Source organism: bacterium (assembly GCA_040754625.1).
Taxonomy (GTDB): domain Bacteria; phylum JACRDZ01; class JAQUKH01; order JAQUKH01; family JAQUKH01; genus JAQUKH01.
The window spans coordinates 1-25,075 of sequence record JBFMCF010000001.1 but is presented as its reverse complement, the minus strand read 5'-3'; the positions used below and the strand labels follow the sequence as shown (position 1 = coordinate 25,075).

The following is a 25,075-nucleotide window of genomic DNA, read 5'->3' as shown; positions in this document are numbered from 1 at the left end:
CAAATAATCAGGACAGGACGAATGATAGTGTATCGATTGCTCGGCTATAATTCATGGCTGAAAGATTTTTTTGCGGCCTGGGAACGAATCCGGAGAATAGCAGTTACATAAAAAGTTTAAGCGATAAGCTGAAAATAAAAGAAATAGAATCTGAAAACGGGACAGGTGTGTCAATTTTTTATGATTTTGGCCAAAATTAGACTTAAAAAAATATTTTCCCAGTTTAACGAAACAAAAAATAAATTTTATATGGACGAATAGAGCGAAAATAAAGATTTTACATGGCTGCCGATTAATTTTAAGTCGCGCTTAAAAAAACTCGCTTGTTTTAGGGCTAATCCGTAAGAATAAATTCCAAATATATGTTTATGTAATAATGCATGTTCAAAGAGTGTTTCGTAATTAAATGTGATTATAGTCTGATTAATATTTTTCATATCGATTCTTTTATCTATAAAATCCGGGTAACAGTCAGTCTTTCTTCCTCTATGCACAATACTATAATCCAATGTGGTAAAAACAAATCTAATTGCTTCTTCTTTTACTTTTAGTAATTTTTTATTACCTTTTTGTATTTCTTCATCAATATAAGAAATTATTTTTTCTATATCAGTTACACTCTCCAACATGTAATGATGAAAATGCTAAAAAAATTATAATTGAAAGAAATTTTTTATCGCGAAAAGAATTAATCAGAAAAATTAATGGGAAAAACCTAACAGAAGACGAGTTTGAAGTAACACTTTCTAAATTAATATTTCCGGATCACTATGCCGAAAAGCCAACGTTCAGGCAAATTATTTCTCATAACATTAGATATAAGGATGAAAGTATAAATAATACATTGAAAACGCTAGACAAATATACGACCGATGCGGAATACGAGACGTTATATTTGTTTTTGTTTGGCTGTGAGTTCAATAAAGGCAGTTCGAAACAAGAGATTTTAGCAAAGTTAAAACAGGAAGATACGTATAAAAAAAGACTTGAGAAAAATCAAACAAAAACAGCTTATGAAACTACTCTTTCTATTATTAATAATGAAATCGAAGAGCTTAATAAACGCAAAGCAAGCTTTAATCTGAATAAGAATTTTGAGGCCGATTTAGAAAAACTAAACAACATAAAATATCAAATCAATAAAATAAGCTCAGAAATTAGCAGATTGAATATTCGCAGAGATTTGATTATTGAAGCTCAACAAGAATTAAATTCCCGTAAATCAGAAATTGACTTACAACAATTACGATTAATTTATAATCAAGCTACGAATCAAATTACTGGAATTCAGAAAACATTCGATGACTTGGTCAAATATCATAATCAAATGATATTTGAAAAAGTAAAATATATTACAAAAGAATTGCCTGCTTTAGAGAGCAATATTCAAAGCAAAAAAGAATCTTTGAGAAAATTATTACTGGAAGAAAAATCGTTATCGACAGGAATTGCTAAGAGTGATTCATTTAAAGACTTGGAAGTTATTATTGATGCATTAGGTGAAAAATTTAGGAAAAAAGGAGAATACGAAAACATTATTCAGCAACTAAATGAAGTCGAAGATAATATTAAAGAATACAACAAACAGCTTAGTGAAATTAATAATGAGTTATTTTCTAATGATTTTGAGAAGACTGTAAAAATCCAAATTAATAAGTTTAATAAATATTTCGCTTCAATTTCGACTAATTTATATGGGGAGCAATACGCTTTAAAATACGATATTATTATTAATAAGAAAAATCAACGATTATATAAATTCAGCGCTTTTAATACTAATATTAGTTCGGGCAAAAAACAGGGTGAAATATCATGTTTTGATATAGCATATACATTATTTGCGGACGCAGAAGATATGCCTTGTTTACATTTTTTACTAAATGATAAAAAAGAATTAATGCATGATAACCAATTGGTTAAAATTGCAGAGCTTGTAAATCGAAGCGATATCCAATTTATTGCATCTATTTTAAAAGATAAATTACCAGAAGAATTGAATAGGGATGATTATTTTGCAGTAAAACTTTCTCCGCAAGACAAGTTATTTAGGATCGAGAATTCCCGGTGACCGCATAGCAAACCCTTCAGCACTTTGTCCAAATCTTGCCTTTAAAAAGGGGGATTGAAAAGAATTTATGGGCGAAAAAATTCATTAAAAATATTATTTATTCCCCCTCACAAATTCAATTAAATCTTTTCCATAAACCAGAACAAGTTCGGTTTATGGCAGGTTATTCAAAGGATTTTTCAGCGAATTCATTCAAAAATGACGATTCTTTTTTCGGCGGGGAAGATAATAAAACAAAACGGGAAACCGTTTTGCGGTTTCCCGTTTCCAGTCCCGAAATTTCAGTTCGAGACGCAATGAATGGCTCCCCGCTCGTTTCCGATTCAAAAATTGTTCCGATTATTTTGCCGAATACGATTCATGCTTGTAGGAAGAAAAATTTAGGGAAATAGAGGCGGACAGACATTCCGAGTCTTGAGGTTTTTTTGTCCGAGCGCGACGATAGTTCCGCTTCAATCGACAACTGGAAGGTGCGCGAGGGCAAATCTCACCTATTATCGACGCTCCATCGACAGGCAGTAAAGTAAAAATCTTGCCCTAGCACAACTCCCAATTTCAATTGAATCAGGATAAGTCGTTGGCTCGGACAATAAGTGAAGCAGGTTTGGAGCGGAGGGAATCCTTCGACTTCGCTCAGGATGAACTCCAGATACTGAATGGCTAAAGGGAGTTTATCCCGACGAGCGTAGCAACATCGGGAAGCACCAAGACTGCGATAGTTTGCCAAAATACCGTCGAGGTTGGAAAATCTTCTTTTTTTACGATGAATTTTCCTTCTGGCAACTCTGCCGATTCACCCCGTTAGAGAACCAAAGTTAAAATTTTACGAAAAATATAAACATCTGTAATTCCTAACCGATATGTGAATTCTCTAACGGGGTAAATTTGGCAGAGGCAAACTGCCACGCTGAAAGTGTGGCAGGATTTATTTCCTTAAATTTTTCTTCCGGCAGAAATGAATTGTATTCGGGAAAAAAATCGGAACACAGTTTGAATTCAAATCAAATGCGGAGCCACTTCGACTCGACTTTGCCTCGCTCAGTGTCTTGAGTAGGCAAGCCGAGTCTATTTTTAGCCGAGGAGAAGTGTCCCGAGCGAAGTGGTTCGATTTTTCTCACCACAGGCGAGGGGCAAAAATTATGTGGTTTGTTTATATTTTAGAATGTAAAAATAAATCTTTATATACAGGTGTAACTAATAATATAGAACGCCGTTTTAAAGAGCATCTTAATAAAAAAGTAACCCTTTAGCGGATTGGAATAGAATTTTATTTTCCCCCTTTTGGAAAGGGGGATTAAGGGGGATTTAACTTTAACTGTTCCAATCCGCTAAAGGGTTACAAAACCTACGGTCTTTTTTTTGAGCTTTCTTTTATATATTTTTTGTGATATATTTATACATCATTAAAATTTGCGGGTAAAAATGGATATTAACTTATAAAATAAAAAGAGGTGAATTATGCAATTTTCACAAAACATCTGTTTCCTGATAGGAAATGTGACCAAGGACCCTGAATTGAGGTTTACGCAGGGAGGGGCCGCTGTCGCGAGGTTCGGGCTTGCCACCAGCCGCGGTGTCAAAAAGGGCGAGGGATGGGAACAGGTAACCACTTTTCATAATATTGTATGCTGGCAAAAGCTGGCCGAACATGTTTCAGAGAGGCTCAAAAAAGGGATGTATGTCACGGTCCAGGGCAGGATCGAAAACCGTTCTTATGACGGCAAGGATGGTATAAAACGCTATGTTTCTGAAGTGATAGCTGAAAGCGTGTTTTTCAAAACACCCAGGAACGAGGCATTTGAACCGGAACATAAAGAATTGCCGGAAACATCCGAAGAGCCGGCTGACGAGGTCCCTTTTTAAGGACGAGTTTCCGGTAAAAAGAGATTTTGCCATCTTAATTCTAATGGTTTTGCGGCCATAAATAGGACGTTATTTTAAAATCCGGCAGTTCCTTAAGATAAGCGTTTGGATCAATGCTTTTCTTGTTTTTACCGTCTTTATCGATTACAAATACCTGCCTGAGTTCCGACCAGAAAGCAAGCTTGTGGCCGTCATTTGACCACAGAGGAACAGATTCATTGAATATATTATCGGTGATTTGTTTGATGTTTTTCCCGTTTTTATCCATGACAAATATGTCCAGGTTCCCTGAACGGTTCGAACTGAAGGCTATTTCTTTATTATCGGGTGATATGCAGGGGGCCACATCCGTATTGATGTTTTTTGTCAGATTACTTATTTTTTCCGCGTTAATATTTGCCGAATATATTTCCCAGTTACCGTCACGGAATGAAAGGAATAAAAAATCACTTTTTAAATCTATATACCTCCTGTTGGAGCTGATTTTGTTCAGGTAATCCAAATTCAGGTTTGAATAATCATTAAGATTGACCTCTGAATTTAAAAACGGGGTTATTACAACCGGGCCGAGCGAAGGATTTGTTTTATTATCGGCAATATTTTTTTCAATAAGAACCATGTCTATGTCGCCCCACCAGTTATTTTGGGCATTTATTTGCCCGCTGCAGTTCTCAAGGACAATATTCTGGATTGTTTTGCTGTCCGGCTGGAAATTGTTGTAATTTATTACCGGGGAAGAATTTCCCGAAATTATTATCCCGTGATTAAAAGTCTTGAATATATTAAAAGTAAGAACAGGGGATGAATCCACGCATATGATTCCTTCCTCATTATTGGTTATCCTGTTGCCGGATATCAACGGGTAAGAGTCGGAAGAAACAGAAATGCCTATTTTGCAGTTGTTATGGATATAATTTCCCATTATGGTCGGGGATGATTGGTTGACCGCGATGCCCTGCTGTCCGAAACAGCCGTTATAGCTTATTTCATTGTTTAAAATGACCGGTTCTGAAAAAGAGTTTGAAATTATCCCATGGCTTGTATTGTATGTAATAATGTTCTGGCTGATTTCAGGGGAAGAAAACAAGGAAACCTGGATGTTGGGCCCGACATTTTTTTGTATCAGGTTGTTTTTTATTTTTGGCGATGAATAACGGGCGCAGTTAATTACGCCTATCGTGCTTACAGACATGCCGTTGTCGGTGAAAATATTATTTGAGATGACCGGTGAAGCCCAGTCCTCGCAGTCTATGGCTAATTCATTTTTTGCGAAATAACAGTTTGTGATAACGGGAGAAGAGTTTAAACATGTGACCGCGCACCTCGCGTTTTCAATCTGGCAGTTTTCCAGGATACTCCTGTTGTCTTTAATATTTTCAAATATTATCCCGCCCCATACTCCCAGCAGTTTTTCACTTGAATTGAAGATAATTTTTTCGGCGCTTGTCCCGTTGGCTATTAAATTCCCCTGTACAACGATTTTAATTCTTTTGTCTTCGGATTCTGTTTTGGAAATAGCTTTAAATACTATTTTGACACCTGGCTCAATTGTTAAGAGCGCGTCTTTTTTGATTAAAATGTCCTTTTCAATTTCATAGGGGCTCTGGGATTTGGTCCACACGGTATTCTTTTTTATCTCTGAAGGGACGGAAGTTTTTGCAAACGCGGACGAGGCAATTAAAAGGAGGAAAAAAACAATTAATGGATTTTTAAACATTTTTTTTCTTCTCATAAATTATCTCCTTAAAGTTTTTATTCTATTAACCCTAACCTAATGGTCATATTTTCTATTACATCATTTTCATTTATTTTTATCAGATTTTTTCCCGCCTGGTTATAATAACCCCATAGATCGCCTTTTCTCATCGGGCGGCCCAGGTAATTCCTCCCCCCCAGGTAATACCAGCCGCTTTTTTTAATATACAGCACAAATTTACCGTCTTCACCGGTCGGGTTGGAGATATACTCGGGTTTATCCTCCATCAGCCTGTGCAGGGCGGCAAACGCATAAGCCTCCTTGACAGGTTTGTTATCCCCGTCCAGGAGCTGCCCTTCAATCCTCATTGTACCCGTGCTCATGTTGTAATGGGTTTTTGTATCATCTCCGATTTTAATTGTTGACGGTAATTCCAGCACTGCGAAACTGTTTTCTTTAACCTGTATTGGATTTTCATCATAATAACAATAATAATCGTCTTGTTTTAACGGCCCCGCGGTTAAACTGGTCCGTTCAGTGATCTTTCCTTTCCCATAGGGATGAATATAAGGTTCGCCTCCCTTTTTCATTTTTTTAGAGATAATATAATAAGTCCCCGCTGGTAAATCCAGTTCAAAATTCCCATCCGCGTCAGTGGGTTTGGAAACAGTATAGAACGAGCCCCGGAAACTTGTTTCCGCGTCTTCGAACGCCAATACATATGCGCCGGATAACGGTTTATCTTTATAAGTTACTCTTCCCTTAATCCCGGAAACGTTTTCCCGCGGACTGTTTTCATGACTTAAATTAGTTTTTTTCCGGACACAATTTAACCCGATAAAAAACATTTTATTTGAAGTTACGGCAACAGGGTTCCCGCCGTAATAACAATAATAATCATCCTTTTCAATTTTATTGAACGATGTTTCATTCTTAACGGATTTTTTAGCTGTAATATAATATTGTCCTTCCGGCAGCAAAAGTTTGAAATTGCCGTTTTTATCTACCGGTTCAGACATATAATATTTGCCATTTTCAAAATCCAGGGTTGTATACGCAAAAACACGGGCGCCTTCAAGGTAACGGTACTTTTCTTCCACTACCACCCGGCCATGTAAACCGGTTTCTTTAAACCCTGTCCCGGCCTGCGGGGCGGCTTCCCCGGTCGGCCTTGCGTTTTTCTTGTTTGAAGCACATCCGGACCATAAAAATAAAACAGCCAATAAATATATTAGCGTCGTTTTATTAAACAAATTCCTTCTCTTTAATCGCATTTTTTCTCTATAATATAATACTTCAAAAGATACAAGAAGTTTCATTATACGGATAAAAAAATTATAACACTTGTTTTTACGTTGTCAAGGGAAATGAGCTTTAAAGCGGCCCTTTTTATTTCACTTTATCGAAATCAAATCCGATATAATGTGTTATGATTATTCCCGGAAAAACCAATATAAATAATGAAGCAGTAAATACTCCTATGAATTGTTTTATTTGCGATAGCGGAAATCCAGACTATTTGTTTCCGGCAAAAGACTATATTACAGGAGATAAGTTCTCAATTCATAAATGTTCAGGCTGCGGATGTGTTTTTACACAGTTTGAGCCCTGTGATTTTGGGAAATACTATCAAGGTCCCTATTACGGCAGGCGCAAATCATTCGTTGAAAGATTGATTAATTATTCAAGGTTAAGAAAAGTTTCCGGGTTGTCCGGCAATAAAATAAATTTGTCGGTCCTGGACATTGGATGCGGGAATGGCAGCTTTTTGTCTCTTTTGTCAAAAAAAGGATGGGAAGTTTCCGGAACAGAGACTGCTCCTGAAAGCCATTTTATAAGTGACGGAATATCCGCCAGGATCTGCAAAAAGGATTTGATAAAATGTAAATTTCCTGATAATAAGTTTGATATAATAACAATGTGGCACACTTTGGAACATTTTGCCGGGCCGAAGGTTTATTTATCGGAAGCAAAAAGATCCTTGAAGAGCGGAGGTTTTTTAATAGCGGAAATACCGAACTTCGGGTCTTTTCAGTCATGCTTAACCAGGCATAACTGGTTTCATTTGGATGTGCCCCGGCATTTAGTGCATTATGATCCGAAGACCGTAAGTTCTTTACTGAATTCAACCGGTTTTTCTGTCCTTAAAATTTCCCATTTTTCTTTTATATACGGCTTATTTGGTTTTATACAGAGCATTATCAATGTGTTTACAACAAGGAAGAATTTATTATTCGATTTGCTAAACGGAAAACTTAAATTTAGCAGACATATTTTAAAAGATTTGCTGATTACTTTCGGCGTGATTGTTCCTGTTTCTCTGGCCGGTGTCCCTATTGTTTTTCTGGAGTCGTCCCTGAAAAGGGGGGGTGTTATAACTGTTTACGCGTCTAAGTCGTAAGTCAGACTTTGTTAAATATCCGAAATGAAAGATAAAACACATTTTTATGAAAATATCTGAATTTAAAATTGATAAATCATTTTACATCCTTCTGATTATCCTTTCAAGCGCCCTGATTATCCGTTTATTTTATCTTTCCGAATATGTTAAAAGCAGTATTTACCCTATAATGGTCCATTCGGACAGCTATTGTTATTATATCTGGGCCAAAGATATACTTTCCGGAGATTTATTAGGCTCCGGAGTTTTTATGAAATGGCCGTTATATGCTTATTTATTGGCTTTTTTATTTAAGACATTCGGGGAGAATATAGGGACAATTTATTCAATACAGTTTATAGTGGGGGTAGTTAATTGTTTATTAATTTACCTGATTGCTAAAAAAATATTTAATGAAAAAACAGCGGTGATTTCCGGTGTTTTATATTTGCTCTCAAGCAAATTTATAATATACGAAGGCCTGCTTGTTTATACGGCTTTATCTGTTTTTTTTAACCTGTTGTTTATTTTTTTACTGCTGAAATTTGATATTAATACAGGCAGGATAAAAATATTCATGCTCGGAACATTGTTAGGGGTTGCCGTTTTGACCCAGGCCAATATACTATTTTTTGGAATATTTTCATTCGTATTGATTTTGTCAAAGACAAAACCCGTTTTTAAAAATTTTGTTTTTAAAAATTTTGTTTTTTTGTCAGGTTTATTCCTTATAGTAGGTTCAGCGGCGTTAAGAAATTACAAGGTTGAAAAAGATTTTGTGCTGATATCGGGTAATTTGGGATTTAATTTTTATCTGGGAAATAACCCGGATGCCAACGGTATTTTTCATTGCCCGGATAATATCAGCTTTAACCAGGAGGACATGCTGAGGGATGCCATGATTCTGGCCCAAAATGAAACAGGGAGAAAATTGAAAACATCCCAGATTTCTGATTTCTGGTTCCGGAAAGGATTGGCTTTTATCACTAATGAACCTCAGAAATATTTAAAACTGTTGTTAAAAAAAACAGGCTATGTTTTAACAGGTAATTTTTCCGGGCCGGATATTGAAAATAATTTTATTTCAGATGAAATAAAATTATTTAAATATAACGGCTTGGAAATAAAACTTATAGTTATGTTCTGTTTATTGGGAATGTTTTTGGCAAAAAATGAATGCGATAAAAAAGCCGCTGTCCTTTATCTTGCGGTTATATTTTTGGTATCGAGCATTATAATGTTTTTTGTTACCCTGCGTTATATGATGACGGTTTTACCTTTCATGATAATCTTCTCGGGTTATGGCCTTTTTTCTTTGGCAAAAATATTCCTGGATAAAAAATATGCCAGATTTTTTATGCTGACGGCTTTTCTGGTTTTGTTTTTAATAATAAGTTTTACCTTAAAATTAAAAGCCTGGGGTAAGCCTGATGTTGATTATTATCTTTCCCGGGCGGTGAAGCATGAAATTAAAAGTGAATATCAAAATGCCCTCGAGCAGTTGGATCTTGCTGAAAAAATTGGGCATGATAATCAACGGATTTTATTTCGCAAGGGGATAATATTTTATTATTTAAACGATTTGACACGGGCTGAAAATATATTCAAAAGGATCCTTGAAATTAATCCCTTGAGAGTGGATGTGTATTATAATTTGGGTCTTATATATAACAAAAATGGACAATTTGAAAAGGCGAAACAAATGCTTATAAAAGGAATTTGTCTGGATCCGGAGGCCTTAAATATCCGTTATGCTCTGGCTGTATCTTATAAAAACAGCGGAGAAAATTTTCAGGCGGAAAAAGAATTAAAATATGTCAAGGAGCATATCAGTCTCTGGCGGACTGAAGAAATAAATATAGTTAATAAACAGCTTGAAGAGCTTGAAAAATCAAGAAATGAAAACTAATATTCAGGTAAAGCCAAAAAAGGTAACTGCCGTCATGCCCGCCTACAACGCGGAAAAGACCCTCGAAAAAACTTTGAAAGATATACCCGAAGGCAGCGTTGATGAAATAATTTTAACGGATGACGGGAGTTCAGACCATACAGTGGAAGTTGCACGAAAACTCGGCATTACAGTCTTACGCCATGACAAAAATAAAGGATATGGCGCAAACCAGAAAACGTGCTATGACGCGGCGTTAAAAACCGGGGCCGATATAGTGGTCATGATTCATCCCGATTATCAGTATGACAGCCGTTTAATACCTTTTGCCGTAGGTTTTTTATCCGCGGGGATCTGCGATGTTATTATAGGTTCACGCATAAGGACCCGGCGCGAAACACTTGAAAGCGGCATGCCCCTGTATAAATATATAAGCAACAGGTTTTTGACGATAATTGAAAACATTATTCTGGGCCAGAACCTCGGCGATTTTCATTCCGGTTTTCGCGTTTACACGAGGGAGGTTTTAGAGAAAATCCCTTACTGGGAAAATTCAAATGATTATGTTTTTGATTCGGAATTTCTTGCCCAGGCTGTTTTTTTCGGCTTCAGGATAGGGGACATACCGGTCCCCACCCGTTATTTTCCCCAGGCATCTTCAATCAATTTTAAAAGAAGCGTCAAATACGGGTTCCAGACCCTGTCCGTCCTGGCAAAATATATGCTTCAAAAAACGGGATTGGTGAGGTTTGGGATTTTTCGGGAGGGAAGAAAATAATATTTACGACTTCCGCCCCAGACAGCCGTTCCCTTCAAACCTTTTTCCTGTTTGGATTCAATAAAAGTATGATGAACAATTATTTAACTAAAACTAAATCTTTTAAAGAACTTCTTAACATTTGCCGCAGAGTTGATTTGCCTTTTTCTGTCTTGAAATAGTTTTCTCTTCTTTGGGCGTCAATTTTTGAAAGGTGAGCTTCATAAAAGATTAATTTTAAAGGAAGGCGTGGTTTAGTGCTGGGGACTTTTCCTGTGGAATGCTCCGTCATTCTTCGTTTTAAATCATGTGTAAAACCGATGTAGAATTTTTGATCTTTTAGACTGAAAAGGATATAAACATAATACATAAAGTTATATTAAGGATTGCCCTGCACCACGTTGGGTGCAGGGCAGTTCACCACATAGGATTCACTGCAAGGCAGTGAACCCTACGTGGTTCACTGGCTGGGGCGGAAGGATTCGAACCTTCGAATGCAGGATCCAAATTCCTGAGTCTTACCGCTTGACGACGCCCCAACAGAAAGTCAAAAGTTAAAAGTCAAAAGTCACGAAATGATATATTAATTTTAATTTTACCTGCCTGTGACAGGCAGGAATTTTGTCTTTTGCGTTAAATATAAAAGGGTCAATCGAAAAATAAAATAAGACTGACCCCATTAATCTAAGAGCCTCTAATTTATTACGCGGGAACTCCCTCTTCCTGGAGCTTTTGTTTGTAGGCCGAGATCACCTTATCCTGTATGTAATTCCGCATCTCTGTGGTAATGGGATGCGCGATATCTTTGTGTTCATCTTTACGGTCAATAGATTCATCATTGACTACGGATTCAAGGGCCTGGCCGCAATGGCTGCAAAAACGGCTGTGGAGGTTATTTTTATGGCTGCATTTAGGACAGCCTACGCGCATCCTGCGGCTTGGCATGGCAACGAAAAGGCCGTTTTTGCCGTCCAGGATTTTCAGGTCACGGACAACAAAAGCATTATCAAAGGTCACCGTGATGTAAGCTTTAACTTTTTCTGTTTCATCTTTTCTTAAGAATACCCTTACTTCAGTGATTTCCATAGATGTACCCTTCCTTTCACAAAGTGACCCGCCTCAGGCGGGCCTTTTTTCAATGATGTCTTGTTTTTGCCAGGAAGACCTGTTCTCCCTTAGCCTTTAGTTCGCGGTATGCCAATTCAGCTTTCCTTTTTTCCTGGATAATTCCGAACACAGCCGAACCGCTGCCTGACATTAAGGCGCTTAATCCGAAAGATTCGAGTTCTTTTTTCTTTTCCCCGATCTCCGGGAATTCCGGTATCACACAGCCTTCAAACTTATTATAAAGATTGTTCTTTAATGCAATAAAGTTATAGTTTTCATCTGTAAAAAAAGGGTATTTAAGTTTATCAGTTTTTATGGTCTTTGTCAACTCTATTTTTTGATAAGCCCATTGTGTTAAAACAGGTATTTCAGGTTTTATTATTACTACCCAGAAAGAAGGAGTGTTATAAACAGGCGTCAGGATTTCCCCGCGGCCTTTCCCGATGCATGTCCCTCCGGTCAGAAAGAAAGGGACATCGGACCCAAGCTCAGACGCCAATGATATAAGTTTTTCCCGCGGAATGTTTATCTGCCATAAAAGAGATAATCCTTTTAATGTTGAAGCCGCGTTGCTGCTGCCTCCTCCAAGCCCCGCGGATACCGGGATATTTTTTTCAAGGCGGATATTGACGCCTTTTTTTATTTTACAGGTTTCCCTGAGAAGCAGTGCCGCCCGGACAATTATATTTTCTTTCCCGCCGGGGACTTTTATTCCCCCGGAACGGAGTTTAATCAATGAAGTTGTTTCTTCAAAAGAAATTTTATCGGCAAGGTCGATTTCCTGGAATAAAGTCAGGATATTATGGTAATTATCAGGGCGTTTGTCTAAAATATCAAGGTAAAGATTAATCTTGGCGTAACTCAGGAGAGAAATAGAATCCATAGAGTTTAAACTTACTTTTTATTTTTAAGCAGTTCCTTTAGTTTATCCAGTTTTTCCTGTACCTTGGGGTCTTTTTTAATACTTATGGATTTTTCCCATGCCTTCTCAGCCCCTCCAAAGTCTTCTTTTTTAAAAAGTATATCGCCGAGATGGTCATATACTATTGGATCATCTTTAACATATTTTAAAGCCCTTGTGATTTCATTTAAAGCATCATTAAGCCTGTTTAAGCGAAAATAAGCCCATCCTAAACTATCAATAAAATAACCGTTTTCCGGTTCTATTTCCAGCGCCTTGGAAACCAGTGATATTGACTCTTCAAGTTTTATGCCCCGGTCGGCGTAAAGATAACCCAGGTAGTTGTAAGCATCACCCTTTTTTGGATTTAATTCGATGGTTTTATAAAAGGCTTTTACCGCTTCATCGAAATTTCCGATTTTGTCGCTTAAGACCCCTAAATGATAATAAAATTCGGCATTATTAGGATTTATTTTTATTGCATCAGAGATCGCGGTTACGGCCTTTTCGTTCTGTTCCGCGCGGCTGTAGCTCAGTGCCAGGTAAAATAAAATATCCGGGTTATTAGGGTGTAACCGGTTCGAATTTTCCAGGATTTGGACGGTTTTTGAGTTTTGATTTGTTTTGTCATATAAAAAAGCAAGTTGTATATAGGCTTCTAAAAAATTTGGGTGGAATCTCAGTATTTTTTCAAAATAGGAAATTGACTCCTCATATTTTTCATTTTTTTTAGCTATTAATGCGAGAAAGTATAAAGCATCAATGTCATGCGGGTTTTTTTCAAGGACAGTAAGGAAATAATTATGCGCCTCTTTTTCCTCTTTTCTTTGCATATAAATTTCCCCCAGTATTTTATTGACCATGATGTTCCTGGGCGCTATCGCGAGAATTTCTTTTAATTCTTTGATCGCGGAATCGAAATCATCCGTTTTTCTATAAGCGTCCACTAAACCGTAACGGGAAAGAAGATAATTTGGGTTTGCATCTATAGCTGACTTATATTCTTTTATGGCTTCTTTGTAATTTTTCAGTTCCATGTAAATATTTGCCAAATAAAAATGTATCAGTTCGGTATTGGGATTTATTTTTGATATTTCATTATATTCGGTTAACGCCTCTTGTAAAAGATTGTTCTTTGCATAAAACTGTGCCAGTAATTGGCGGGTCCCTATGTTACCGGGTTCAAGCTCAATGGCTTTTTTAAAAGAATTAATCGCTTCATTAGTCAGGTTTTTATAACCGTATATGCTTCCCAGGAAAACATAAGGAGACGCGAAAGTTGAATCCAGTGAAATTGCCGTTGAAAACTCCTTGATTGATTCGTCATAAAGGCCCTGCTTCAGGTATGCGTGGCCGAGTGAATTATGGAGAAACGCGGAACCAGGAGAAAGAATTACCGCGTTCTCAAATTCTTTAGCCGCTTCTTTATATAATCCCTGCCCGTCATACATGGTCCCCATCATATAATAAGAGTAAACGTCCGGGGACAGGTTCAAGGCTTCCGGCTGCTTTTGCACGTCATTTAATTTTCTTTTGGCGCATCCCGTGTAAAAGAATAAATTTAATATTATGATAAAGTAAAATAATTTTTTCACCCAGCTCTTCCTTTCTATACTAAACTCAAAAATCCAAATTCTATATCTTTTACCCACCCCTTATTTATTGCAAAAAACATTTTAGGAAGGGCTGGGTTCATTTTGAACAGATTATAACACATTTTAATAAAATTACAAATTTAAGAATAAGTCAGATATCCTTCGCCTGCCTGCCGGCTCAGGATGAGCAGTCGAAAAAACTCCCCGACTGCTCATTTATTTTTTAATATTGCTTCGAGTATGTCTTTCGCGAATGTTTCGGAAGCCAGCGGGCCGTTTGCGGTAATGATGTTCCCGTCGATTTCTACCAGTGAACCAATGTATTTAGCACCGGATTCAATAATTTTATCTTTAACCGGACCAAAACAAGTTGCGCGTTTATTTTTTAAAACACCGGACCTGGCAAGGATTACCGGGGCAAGACATATAGCGCCCAATACTTTTTTGTGTTTTATTGAATCCTTCGCGATTTTATGGGCTGTTTTATTGTCCCAGTATTCCCGGGCCCCGGTCCCGCCAATAAATACAATACCGTCAAATTCACTGGTATTTATTTTTTCCATGAGCATGTCCGGTTTTACTTCAAGGCCTGACATGCCTTTACTTACAGTTAAAACGGAAGAAGCAACTGTAACTATTAAACCTTTTTTTTCAAACAGTTCTCTCGGTTTCTGGTATTCCTCATCCCTGAAATCCGAGGGGGCGATAATCATTACAATTTTCCTGCCGGCTAAATCTTTTACTGTTTCAGAAGAGACAAAACCCAGGAGGATTAAAGTAATAAAAAAAGATATAATATATTTTTTCATAAATATTATTTTACCATCTGTAACTTCAGCCTTCAGCGCTTTTTAAATTTCCCCTTTTAGAATACCGTTTTTTGTGCCGACCCAGAGGGTGTTGCCCTGGATGGCCAGCGATAACACATGAGATATTTCGTCAGGGGCCACTTTGCTCCATATTTTCCCGTCGAATTTATTAAGGCCCTGGGAAGTCCCCGCGTAGAGAATATCATTGGTTAACATCAGGGCTAAAATATCATTACTCTGGAGTTCTTTGGTATTAGATGTGGTGTAATTGGTCCATTCATTTTTTATTATATCCAGCCTGTTTAAGCCGTTTGCCGTTCCCGCCCATAGAAATTTACCGTTGCTTGCAAGGGATTTTATAATATTGTTTGACAGACCGTTTGTCGTTGTATACGTTGCCGTCGGGGAGCCGTTATAGAGTTTTGCGAGGCCGTTGTCTGTTCCGACCCACATGTTCTCCTGGTCGGAGGTAATAGCGCTTATTCTATTGCCCGTGGTGTTTGTGGAGATTTTGGTCCCGTTTCCCTGGGGGACTAAAAGAAAAAGCCCGTTGTTTGTGCCAACCCATAGATTCCCGTTTTGATAGTATAAAGACTCAACAAGTGTATCTCCGATTGAATCTATTTTTTTCCAGGTTGAGTAATCGAAAAAGAATAAACCTTTAAATGACCCCGCCCAAATTCCATTTTCACCCTGCGCGAGAGAATAAATACTGTTGCTTTCAAGCGTATTTTTTGTGGTATTTGTATTATAAGTGGTCCATACCTTATAATCGAAAACATTAACCCCGTTATCCGTCCCCGCCCACAGTTTATTGTCCGAAGTTACAAGGACATTAAAAACATTGCTGTTCGGATTGTTATTGTCTACCCAGTAAGTTGTCCAGTTGTTTTCCTCTTCGTATTCCAGCGGGCTTAAGATACAGCCGCAAAATAGCGATAAAAATGTGATTATAAAAAATTTAAATAAAAGTTTCATTTTCCTTCCTTCGGCGCCTTCAGCCTTCAGCGCTATTTTATCTTGCTCCATGTTGTGTTAAAACAACAATTATTGTTTTTAAAAGGATTTTAATATCAAGCCCCAGTGAATGATTGCGAATATAAAAAAGGTCGTATTTAGCCTTCTCATGTATTGTTAAATGGTATCGCCCGTTAACCTGCGCGAGTCCTGTAATACCGGGTTTGACTAACAATCTTTCATTTTGAAGTTCCGGGTGTTTTTGAATAAAAAACTCTCGTTCAGGCCTTGGCCCGACCAGGCTCATGTCGCCTTTAAGAATACACCATAGCTGGGGTATTTCATCCAGGCTTGTTTTTCTTAAGATATTTCCAAGCCTGGTTATCCGGCAGTCATTTTCCTGCGCCCACACAGGGCCTGTATGTTTTTCGGCATCTTCTATCATTGAACGGAATTTATAGAGGTTGAACGGGACACCTCCTTTTCCGATACGTTCCTGTTTGAAAAAAATCGGCCCGCGGCTGTCGAGCTTAATTAAAATCGTGATAATTAGAGAAGGGACGGCAAATATCACAAGACCCGCCAGGGAAACAGATATATCCAGTGTCCTTTTAAGTATTTTAGACCAGCCGTATACAGGTTCGGTCGCTAACTCGATCAGCGGGATTTCTTCCACATGCCGTATCTTGACTTTGCCGATGACTACTTCCAGAAAATCCGGGACTATTTTAAAAGTAATATGAGTGTCTTTTAACTGCAATAATAATTCGTAAATGGCCTTATGTGATGTCGGGGGAATTGAGATAATGATTTCTTCGATGGACTCGTTTTCTATAATATTTTTCAGGTTTTCATCATTGCCGAGTATTTTTAATCCGTTTATTTCTTTATGCAATTTCCCGGGGTCATTATCAATAAACCCGATTATTTTATAACCCAGTTTTGGAAACCTTTTAAGTTCTTCGGCGATCCGGACACCCGTTTCACCCGCCCCGATAATTAAAGTGCGGCTTAAAAACAACCCGTTTTCCCTGCTGTTTAAGCGGTATTGGATAATAATAAACCTGAATATTGAGAGATAAAGCAGGTTTGTAAGCCAGGTATATACAACGGTCAATCTCCAGTCGTATAATGTTTTGATAAGGAAAGTCCCGATTGTCAGAATTATTATTACGGTTGATACGTTTTTAAGGATGAGATGGAATTCAGATATTTTTGAAAGCCCCCGGCGCTGGTCATACATACCGCCGATGCTGAAGATAAAAACCCATAATAAGTTAATTAAAATCAATACCGGGATATTGTTAAACATTATAGGAGAAGGCGGAATATATTTTACAGGGACAAGGTTGGCCCTGAAACTAATCCAGTATGAAGTTAAAAAGGCAAGGTTGATCCCTATGACATCAAACAATATGTTCAAGCTTATAAAAATTGATTCATTTCTCTTTTTCATTACAGAATAATTTTAACATAATAAAAAAAAATTTCATCAGTATTTTTATTTAAGCCCCCGAATTGTTTAAAAAAATTAACTTGACAAAAATGATATAGAAATTATAATGTTTTTTGATAACTTTTCCTTAAAACTATTACAGGCCGTAATGAAAATAAAAACCCGATTTATTGCCTTTATCATTATTTTTCCCTTCATTTTAACCTCCCCTGTTTTGGCGTTACCCGCTGACATTAATGAATCCAACCGTGTCGATGGTTTTGATTTAATCCTTTTTTCCCGTGTCAAAGGTGCCACACCCGAAAGCCCCAATTGGCTTCAGGAAGCAGATATAAATAATGATAAAATTATAGATGAAAAAGATTTAAGTTTTTTTGCCGTTCATTTTGCCCGCAAGGGAGTAGTTTCAAGCCTGTGGGTATCCGATTACAACAATAATAAGATAGTCCGGCTTTCAGGGAAGACAGGAAAGGAGCTATTGCGGACAGGAGGTTTTTTAAATCCATATTCTATGGCGGTAAATCCTTTGGATGGCTCCTGCTGGATTTGTGATTACGGAAATAACAGGATTATAAAACTGGATGCCGGCGGACGTGAGTTATTAAAAATAACTGGATTTAACAAGCCCCAGAGTATAGCGTATAACTGGCGGGACGGTTCATGCTGGGTGGGAGAATATGATAAAGTCGCTAAACTGTCTTCTAACGGTGAGGTGTTGTTCAGGGCAAGCGGATTTTTAAATCCTGCTTCACTTGATATAGATTTGCTGGACGGTTCCTGCTGGATAGCTGATTATGACCATAACCAGGCAGTAAAATTGAATGCCAATGGATTGGAATTAGTCCGTAAAGGCGGATTTAATAAACCCGTTTCAGTTTCAGTGAACCAGGGAGACGGTTCCTGCTGGATAGCTGATAAATATAATAACCAGGTTGTCCGGCTGATAAGTACCGGGACCACGGAATTGGTTCGCATTGGAGGATTTAACCGGCCGAATTTTATCTCGGTAAATTGGCAGGATGAAAGCATATGGATTGCTGATTATGAAAATAACCAGGTTGCGCGGCTTGATAAAAACGGCGCGGAATTGGCAAGAACATCCGGATTTATCCATCCGGTTTCTGTATCGGCAGATCCTTTTGATTACGGGTGCTGGGTGGCGGATTATGAAAGGAATCAGGTAGTAAAACTCTCGCCGAACGGAAAAGAGGTTATGCGCTTAGCGGGATTTAACCGTCCGAAATGGGTATCGCTTGTTCCAGAGGAAATAAAGCCGGATGGGCCTTATGTTAATGTTTCAGCAAATAAAAACCGGATAGATACGGGAGAAGTAGTAGATTTAAACGTATCCGGCGTCGATTCGAACGGGTATATTCAAAAATATGAAATAGATTTTGAAGGAGACGGCGTTTTTGATACAAGTTTGGACACGGCTGGAAGTATTTCTCATGTTTACGAATCATTGGGAATTTATAACGCGGTTGTAAAAGGGACAGATGACAGCTTTTTGCAAAAATATGATAATGAAATTATCAGGATTGGTAAACTGGTTGTGAAGGCGGCTGCGGATACTACCAGCGGGAACGCGCCGTTAAAAGTAAATTTCAGCGCGGTGCTGTTTGACCCGACGGACGGCCGTGTTGAAAATTATCAATGGGATTTTGACGGGGACGGGATATTTGATTATTTGTCAACCACGAGCGGAGCTATAAGTTATATCTATCAAAATGTAAAAACATATAAGGCGACAGTAAAAGTTACAGACACAGATGGTGCGACGGCAATAGATTCAGTAATAGTTACTGTAAGCGGTTCAGCGCCAAAGGCAAAAGCAAGTGCGAATCCGGGCCAGGGTGTAATTCCTTTAACTGTAAATTTATCAGCATCCGGGACAAGCGACCCTGACGGTTTTATAACATTATACCAGTGGGATTTTAATAGGGACGGCATATTTGACTGGAATTCAGTTTTAAGCGGAGACGCAAGTTGGACATACCTGGAAAAAGGGACATATAATCCGGGTTTAAAGGTAACTGATAATTCAGGGTTGAGCGATTCAAGTTATTGCACTGTTATTGTGAATCAATCTCCTCCAAAGGCTCAGGCAAGCGCGAATCCCGCGAGCGGCAATGCTCCTTTGAATGTTAATTTTAATGGTACAGGAAGTGATATTGACGGAAATATAGTCAAATATGAATGGGATTTTGGGGATGGGAACACATGGAATTCGGATTCCAGCGGGATTACAAGTTATATTTATGATTCTCCCGGGGTTTACAATGCTGTCTTTAAGGCGACAGATAATGAAGGAGGTTATGCTACCGCTTCAATTGTCATCAATGTCTTTCCACCAGGCAAACCTTATGCTTCCGCGAGCGCGTCTCCGGATTCTGGGCCGGTTCCTCTTAATGTTTCGTTTACGGGGACGGGATTAGACCCTGACGGCCAGATAGTCCGATATGAATGGGATTTTGGAGACGGAAACAGCTTGAGTTTGAATACTACAGGGGTTGCAAACCATACGTACGATTCACTGGGAAATTATACTGCTTTGTTTAAAATAACAGATAATGACGGCCTTTATTCAACAGCGAATATATTAATAAAAGCTCAATCCAAACCCGTGGGTTTTATTCAAGCGAACACTATCCAGGGAAATGCTCCTTTGGAAATATCTTTCAAATATTTTGGAACTGACCCGGATGGAACAATAAAAAATTATGAATTGGATTTTGAGGGAGATGACACCTTCGACTTTTTTTCTACTACGGCTGTCAATGTTTCTCATATTTATCAAAATGGCGGGGCATATAATCCTGTCTTGAAAGTTACGGATAACGACGGATATTTTAATACAACTTCTCTGAATATAGCTTGTAACAGGACATTCCCTGTTGTTAAACTTACTGCTTGTCCTCAAAAAGGAAACAGTCCTCTTCCGGTTGTTTTCAGGGCGGAAGCTTCAGACCAGGACGGATTTATAAATTTATATGAATGGGATTTTAACGGTGACGATGTTTATGACACAAGTAGTGCTTTTGACAGCCTGGTTTATGTATATGATTCCGCAGGTGATTATAAATCAAAGGTGAGGGTAACCGATAACGACGGCGGACAGGCTGTGTCTTTAACAAGTATCCGGGTAAACCCGGCAGGTTCACCTTCCGCCCAAATTTATGTTTCTCCTCAGGCGGGCAATATTCCCCTGGAAGTATATTTTGGAGGCACCGGGACCGACCTGGATGGATGGATAACCCAATATGAATTTGACTTTAACGGAGATGGAATATACGAAACGGCATTTAATAGTTTAGCGGTATATGATTCTGTTCAAAATACTTATGAATCTCCCGGGATATATGAACCAAGGCTTAGAGTGACCGACAATGACGGACTGACTGATATGGATGTGGCAAAAATTTTTGTTTCTTCAGCCTCGGTATGGATTGCGGTCAGTGATCCTAACAGTTATAATGGCCAGGTGATTAAATTAGAGGCTGACGGGAAAGAATTAAAGAGATTAAGCGGATTTAAAGGGCCATATACTGTTTCCGTCAATGTGACGGATGGTTCCTGCTGGATTGCGGATTGCCTTAATGATCAGGTTGTTAAAGTGAATTCCGCCGGGCAGGAGTTGTTTAGAATAAACGTTACCCGTCCTTCCTGGCGTGGAACCGGTATTTCAGTAAATGCTAATGGTGGTTCCTGCTGGGTTGCTGCTGAGCTTGAACATAAAATAATAAAAGTAAGCAGTGACGGCCAGGAATTGTTTAGAATTGGCGGGTTTTATTTTCCCCACGCCGTTTCAGTAAACAGCAGTAACGGAAGCTCCTGGGTAACAGATACTTATAATTCACAAATAGTCCAATTGTCTCCTGACGGAGTGGAATTAAAAAGGATAAGTGGTTTTAACAGGCCCAAGTCCGTTTCTGTAAATCCGGCTGACGGAAGCTGTTGGATTTCAAATACAAATAGCGGCCAGGTTGTTAAATTGGATTCAACCGGCCAGGAATTGTTCAGAATAGGCGGATTTAATATCTATTTAGTCGACCTGGTTGTAAATCCGGAAGACGGCAATTGCTGGGTTGCCGACACATATAACAACAGGATAGTCCGATTTGATGCGAATGGTAAAGGTATTCTAAGTGTTCCCGGATTCATCTGGCCGGAAGCAATATGTCCGGATGTTGACGGCGGATATTGGGTTGCGGATAGTTATACAGGTGAAATAGTTAAAATATCGGCAAACGGGACTACACTTTTTAGAAAAGGAGGATTTTGGAAGCCGATGAGTGTGGCTTTTGATCCCGGGACAACAGGATCAAGTTTACCATTGGCAACTGCCTTAATTACTCCCCTTTCCGGCGATAAACCTTTGCCGGTAAATTTTGGAGCATCTGCGATTGACACTACAGCTTCGATTATAAATTACGAATGGGATTTTGAAGGCGATGGGATTTTTGATTTCTCGGCTCCAACTGAAAGTGAAGCAAATACTTTCCATACTTATTCATCGGCAGGCGTGTATAATCCTATCCTTAGAGTAACCAACAGTAATGGTTTGCCGGGGTATGATTATAAGAATATTGTCCGCATAGGCCCCGCAAAAATCGATATTTCACAGGATAAAACAGGAGGGCCGGTGCCCCTGGACGTGAGTTTTTCAGTTTCCGCGTTCAATCCCGCCGGTTTAATATCAAAATATGAATGGGACTTTAACGGAGATGGAATATATGACTGGAATTCATTAACTACAGGGAATATAAATTGGGCATATTCGCAAAGTGGAATTTACCAGCCAGTCATAAAAATTACAGATGAATACGGGACCGAATTTGTAAAATGGGCTTCACAGGTAACAGTAGATCTGTCCGGCCCGGTCCCCGTCCTGAATGTAAGCCCCACAAACGGTACCCGGCCATTGAATGTTCTTTTTAAAATGTGGGGCAGTTATGACTATGATGGAAGTATAACCCTTTATGAGCTGGACTACAATGATGACAATGTTTATGATTGGAACAGCAAAATACCCGTTGAAGTTGGTTATATATATAATTCAGCAGGGACATATTTCCCAACTTTAAAAACGATGGATAATGACGGGTTATTTTCCACTGTGAAGGTTACTGTGACTGTGAATCCTGTTCCTTTAACTGTAACGGCCGAAGCTTCTCCCGTGAAAGGTAAACCGCCTTTAAACGTTTCTTTTTCAGGCACAGCGAATTCGGATTATCCTGCTGCATTATATGAATGGGATTTTGACGGTGACGGTGTTTACGACCGGGTTTCAGATACCTCCGCATCCGCGGATTATACCTATAATACCTCCGGGAATTATAATGCAGTATTCAAGGCATCGGATTCCGGAGGAAGATATGCGACTGCCTATATAAATATTTCAGTTTTACCGTCAGGTAATCCGGAGGCGTCCGCATCCGCATCTCGGACATCAGGCGACACGCCGCTTAAGGTAGACTTCGCAGGGATAGGGACCGACAGTGACGGAACAATTGTCCTGCACGAATGGGATTTTGACGGTAACGGAAGCTATGACTGGAACTCTGGTACAACCGGGATTGCTTCATGGACATATAACAATGTTGGCAGCTATAACGCGGTTTTTAGAATCACTGATAACAGCGGGTTAACGGACACAGCGAAAATATTTGTCTTTGCGGGTGTTACGCCGAAAGCTTTGCCACAGGCATATCCGGGGACAGGTTTTGCTCCTTTAAATGTTACCTTTACTTCAAACGGCTCAGATGAAGATGGAGTAATTTATAATTACGAATGGGATTTTGACGGAAATGGGACATATGATGGATACACTATTCTCCCCGACAAAATATCTTATACCTATAAAATTCCAGGGACGTATCAGGCAAAACTGCGTGTTACCGACAACGATAATCTTAAAGGAGAAGAGTTCGTTACAATAAATGTCCAGGCAGTATCAATACCAACAGTTTCAGCGCAAGCCTCACCGGCCCAGGGCGCTGTTCCTCTGACGGTTTCCTTTTCAGGTTCGGCTTCCGATTCAGACGGAACAATCAAAAGATTCGAATGGGATTTTGACGGGAATGGCTTATTTGACTGGATTTCAGACAGCTCCGCCGCCGTTTCCTATACTTATGAAACTGTGGGAATATATTCTGCCTGTTTAAAAGGGACAGATAATGACAACAATTTTAACACAAGCTCGGTTTTAATAAATGCGACATCCGGCCCGGCCACGGAGATTACCGCCGGCGCGAATCCTTCAAGCGGCACCGCGCCTTTAAAAATTTTTTTTAATGTTACTGCTGTGGATACCGCTTCCAGCATTGCAAGATACGAGTGGGATTTTGACGGAGATGGGGTGTTCGACTGGCTTTCAGACACAACAGGAAATACTTCGTCCACATATACCCTTGCCAATGATTATACCGCCATGTTACGGGTAACAAACAGCAATAATGTTTCAGTCCTTAAATCAATTCCCATTACGGTCAATATGGGTATTACAACAACACTTAGCAGTGAGGCGTTTGATCCTGTCCTTGGTGAGACGATTGCCGTAAATTCCATTCTGGCACAACCCGCAAAAATCACACTTCGCATTGTAGACAGGAACCAGAACCCTGTTAAGACAATAATTTCCAATGTAAGCCGGGACACCGGTTTTTATTCAGATACCTGGAACGGAAGAGATGACAGCGGTAACCTGGTTAAAACAGGCATTTATTTTTTTGTTATCGATTATGAAATAAACGGTAAAACATATTCTTATAATCTTACAAATACATCGGGAAATTATGAAGTGCCGCTTTTTAGTTATCCTGTAAGTTTTTCACCCTATGACGGTAAGATTTGTACTTTACAATATACTTTAGACAAGCCCGCGGAAATAACCCTTTATGTTTTTTGGGCCCCGTCTGCCTATCCGCAATATAAAATTAAGACAATCTGCATGAGAGAACCACAGAAATCCGGGACCTATATAGCCGTATGGGATGGGACAAATAGTGAAGGTATAACTGCCCCACCGGGAAGTTATGTCCTTTCGGCTGTAAAATGGCCGTTGGCTAAAAATGCAATTATCATAAACGGAAGGCCTGTAATTTCAGATATTGCGATGTCCACAGGCTATTTTTCACCAGGCCTGAATCCTGAAATTGAACAGGATAAAAAATTAATTATGCAGTTCAGGTTATCCAAGCAGGCAAACATAAAAGTTAAAATATTGGACGGCATGCAGAGAATAATTGTTCAAAAAGAATTCCAGGGTATGAATAGCGGGCTTAACAACATAAACTGGACTGGAAGAGATGAAAACGGATTTTTATGCGGGAGCGGCAAATACACACTCGGTATCCGTGCGATTGACGCGGCCGGCAACGAGTCGAACTGGATGTATGGGGCAGTGGAAGTGTTTTATTAATGGATTGTGGGTTGTGAGCTAAAGGATTAAAAATGTTTAAAAGTAAAAAATTTTACTCGGTTTTTCTCACCCTTGCCTTCGCCCTGTTTTTAACAATATCGCAGGACTTATTTGTTTATGGAATGAATCAGCCGGATGACTGGAACCATAATGCGATAGAGAAAAACGATGGGCAGAG

At 38.9% G+C, this 25,075-nt stretch carries 18 protein-coding genes and 1 tRNA gene; 9 read left to right on the top strand and 10 right to left on the bottom strand.

Going from position 1 to position 25,075, the window contains the following annotated elements; genetic code table 11:
• The first annotated feature begins 53 nt into the window (after window positions 1-53).
• The 5 genes from AB1498_00095 (at window position 54) to AB1498_00075 (ending at window position 3,931) form a co-directional block, all read left to right on the top strand.
• On the top strand, window positions 54-200 hold the full coding sequence (locus AB1498_00095; protein MEW6086701.1) for a hypothetical protein: 147 nt from the start codon (window positions 54-56) through the stop codon (window positions 198-200).
• Between the two features lie 329 nt (window positions 201-529).
• A complete protein-coding gene (locus AB1498_00090; protein MEW6086700.1) occupies window positions 530-2,068 on the top strand; it encodes a DUF2326 domain-containing protein in 1,539 nt (512 codons plus the stop codon).
• A 155-nt stretch (window positions 2,069-2,223) separates the two neighbouring features.
• On the top strand, window positions 2,224-2,460 hold the full coding sequence (locus AB1498_00085) for a hypothetical protein (protein MEW6086699.1): 237 nt from the start codon (window positions 2,224-2,226) through the stop codon (window positions 2,458-2,460).
• A gap of 747 nt (window positions 2,461-3,207) precedes the next feature.
• The gene (locus AB1498_00080; GenBank protein ID MEW6086698.1) at window positions 3,208-3,318 is read left to right on the top strand and encodes a GIY-YIG nuclease family protein; all 111 of its coding nucleotides are present in this window, start codon (window positions 3,208-3,210) and stop codon (window positions 3,316-3,318) included.
• A 208-nt stretch (window positions 3,319-3,526) separates the two neighbouring features.
• The gene (locus AB1498_00075; GenBank protein MEW6086697.1) at window positions 3,527-3,931 is read left to right on the top strand and encodes a single-stranded DNA-binding protein; all 405 of its coding nucleotides are present in this window, start codon (window positions 3,527-3,529) and stop codon (window positions 3,929-3,931) included.
• A gap of 40 nt (window positions 3,932-3,971) precedes the next feature.
• Here AB1498_00075 and AB1498_00070 read toward each other — a convergent pair whose 3' ends face one another.
• Window positions 3,972-5,663: a right-handed parallel beta-helix repeat-containing protein gene (locus AB1498_00070; protein MEW6086696.1), complete on the bottom strand. Its 1,692-nt coding sequence runs from the start codon at window positions 5,661-5,663 to the stop codon at window positions 3,972-3,974.
• Between the two features lie 20 nt (window positions 5,664-5,683).
• Window positions 5,684-6,901: a hypothetical protein gene (locus AB1498_00065; protein MEW6086695.1), complete on the bottom strand. Its 1,218-nt coding sequence runs from the start codon at window positions 6,899-6,901 to the stop codon at window positions 5,684-5,686.
• A 245-nt stretch (window positions 6,902-7,146) separates the two neighbouring features.
• On the opposite strand from AB1498_00065, the gene AB1498_00060 reads away from it, so the two are divergent.
• From AB1498_00060 to AB1498_00050, 3 genes are read left to right on the top strand one after another with little or no spacing between them, the layout of a single operon-like run.
• Complete coding sequence (locus AB1498_00060) at window positions 7,147-8,028, top strand: class I SAM-dependent methyltransferase (GenBank protein ID MEW6086694.1); 882 nt, start codon at window positions 7,147-7,149, stop codon at window positions 8,026-8,028.
• 46 nt (window positions 8,029-8,074) lie between these two features.
• A complete protein-coding gene (locus tag AB1498_00055; GenBank protein ID MEW6086693.1) occupies window positions 8,075-9,916 on the top strand; it encodes a glycosyltransferase family 39 protein in 1,842 nt (613 codons plus the stop codon).
• Complete coding sequence (locus AB1498_00050; protein ID MEW6086692.1) at window positions 9,906-10,673, top strand: glycosyltransferase family 2 protein; 768 nt, start codon at window positions 9,906-9,908, stop codon at window positions 10,671-10,673. The genes AB1498_00055 and AB1498_00050 overlap by 11 nt, the downstream gene beginning before the upstream one ends.
• 79 nt (window positions 10,674-10,752) lie before the next feature.
• Here AB1498_00050 and AB1498_00045 read toward each other — a convergent pair whose 3' ends face one another.
• The 8 genes from AB1498_00045 to AB1498_00010 form a co-directional block, all read right to left on the bottom strand.
• Window positions 10,753-11,022 (bottom strand): GIY-YIG nuclease family protein, encoded by a 270-nt coding sequence (locus AB1498_00045; protein ID MEW6086691.1) that lies wholly within the window; start codon window positions 11,020-11,022, stop codon window positions 10,753-10,755.
• 94 nt (window positions 11,023-11,116) lie between these two features.
• Window positions 11,117-11,191, bottom strand: a tRNA-Gln gene (locus AB1498_00040).
• Window positions 11,192-11,354: 163 nt separating this feature from the next.
• Window positions 11,355-11,738 carry a septation protein SpoVG family protein gene (locus AB1498_00035; protein MEW6086690.1) on the bottom strand — a complete coding sequence of 128 codons (384 nt, stop codon included), beginning with the start codon at window positions 11,736-11,738 and terminating at the stop codon, window positions 11,355-11,357.
• Between the two features lie 49 nt (window positions 11,739-11,787).
• A complete protein-coding gene (ispE, locus tag AB1498_00030) occupies window positions 11,788-12,642 on the bottom strand; it encodes a 4-(cytidine 5'-diphospho)-2-C-methyl-D-erythritol kinase (protein ID MEW6086689.1) in 855 nt (284 codons plus the stop codon).
• 11 nt (window positions 12,643-12,653) lie between these two features.
• On the bottom strand, window positions 12,654-14,255 hold the full coding sequence (locus tag AB1498_00025; GenBank protein ID MEW6086688.1) for a tetratricopeptide repeat protein: 1,602 nt from the start codon (window positions 14,253-14,255) through the stop codon (window positions 12,654-12,656).
• 212 nt (window positions 14,256-14,467) lie between these two features.
• Window positions 14,468-15,064 (bottom strand): DJ-1/PfpI family protein, encoded by a 597-nt coding sequence (locus AB1498_00020; protein MEW6086687.1) that lies wholly within the window; start codon window positions 15,062-15,064, stop codon window positions 14,468-14,470.
• 42 nt (window positions 15,065-15,106) lie between these two features.
• Window positions 15,107-16,042 carry a hypothetical protein gene (locus tag AB1498_00015; GenBank protein ID MEW6086686.1) on the bottom strand — a complete coding sequence of 312 codons (936 nt, stop codon included), beginning with the start codon at window positions 16,040-16,042 and terminating at the stop codon, window positions 15,107-15,109.
• Between the two features lie 37 nt (window positions 16,043-16,079).
• Window positions 16,080-17,477 carry a sugar transferase gene (locus tag AB1498_00010; GenBank protein MEW6086685.1) on the bottom strand — a complete coding sequence of 466 codons (1,398 nt, stop codon included), beginning with the start codon at window positions 17,475-17,477 and terminating at the stop codon, window positions 16,080-16,082.
• A gap of 148 nt (window positions 17,478-17,625) precedes the next feature.
• Here AB1498_00010 and AB1498_00005 point away from each other — a divergent pair, with 148 nt between their 5' ends.
• Window positions 17,626-24,897, top strand: a complete 7,272-nt coding sequence (locus tag AB1498_00005) for a PKD domain-containing protein (GenBank protein MEW6086684.1) — start codon at window positions 17,626-17,628, stop codon at window positions 24,895-24,897.
• Window positions 24,898-25,075: the final 178 nt, after the last annotated feature.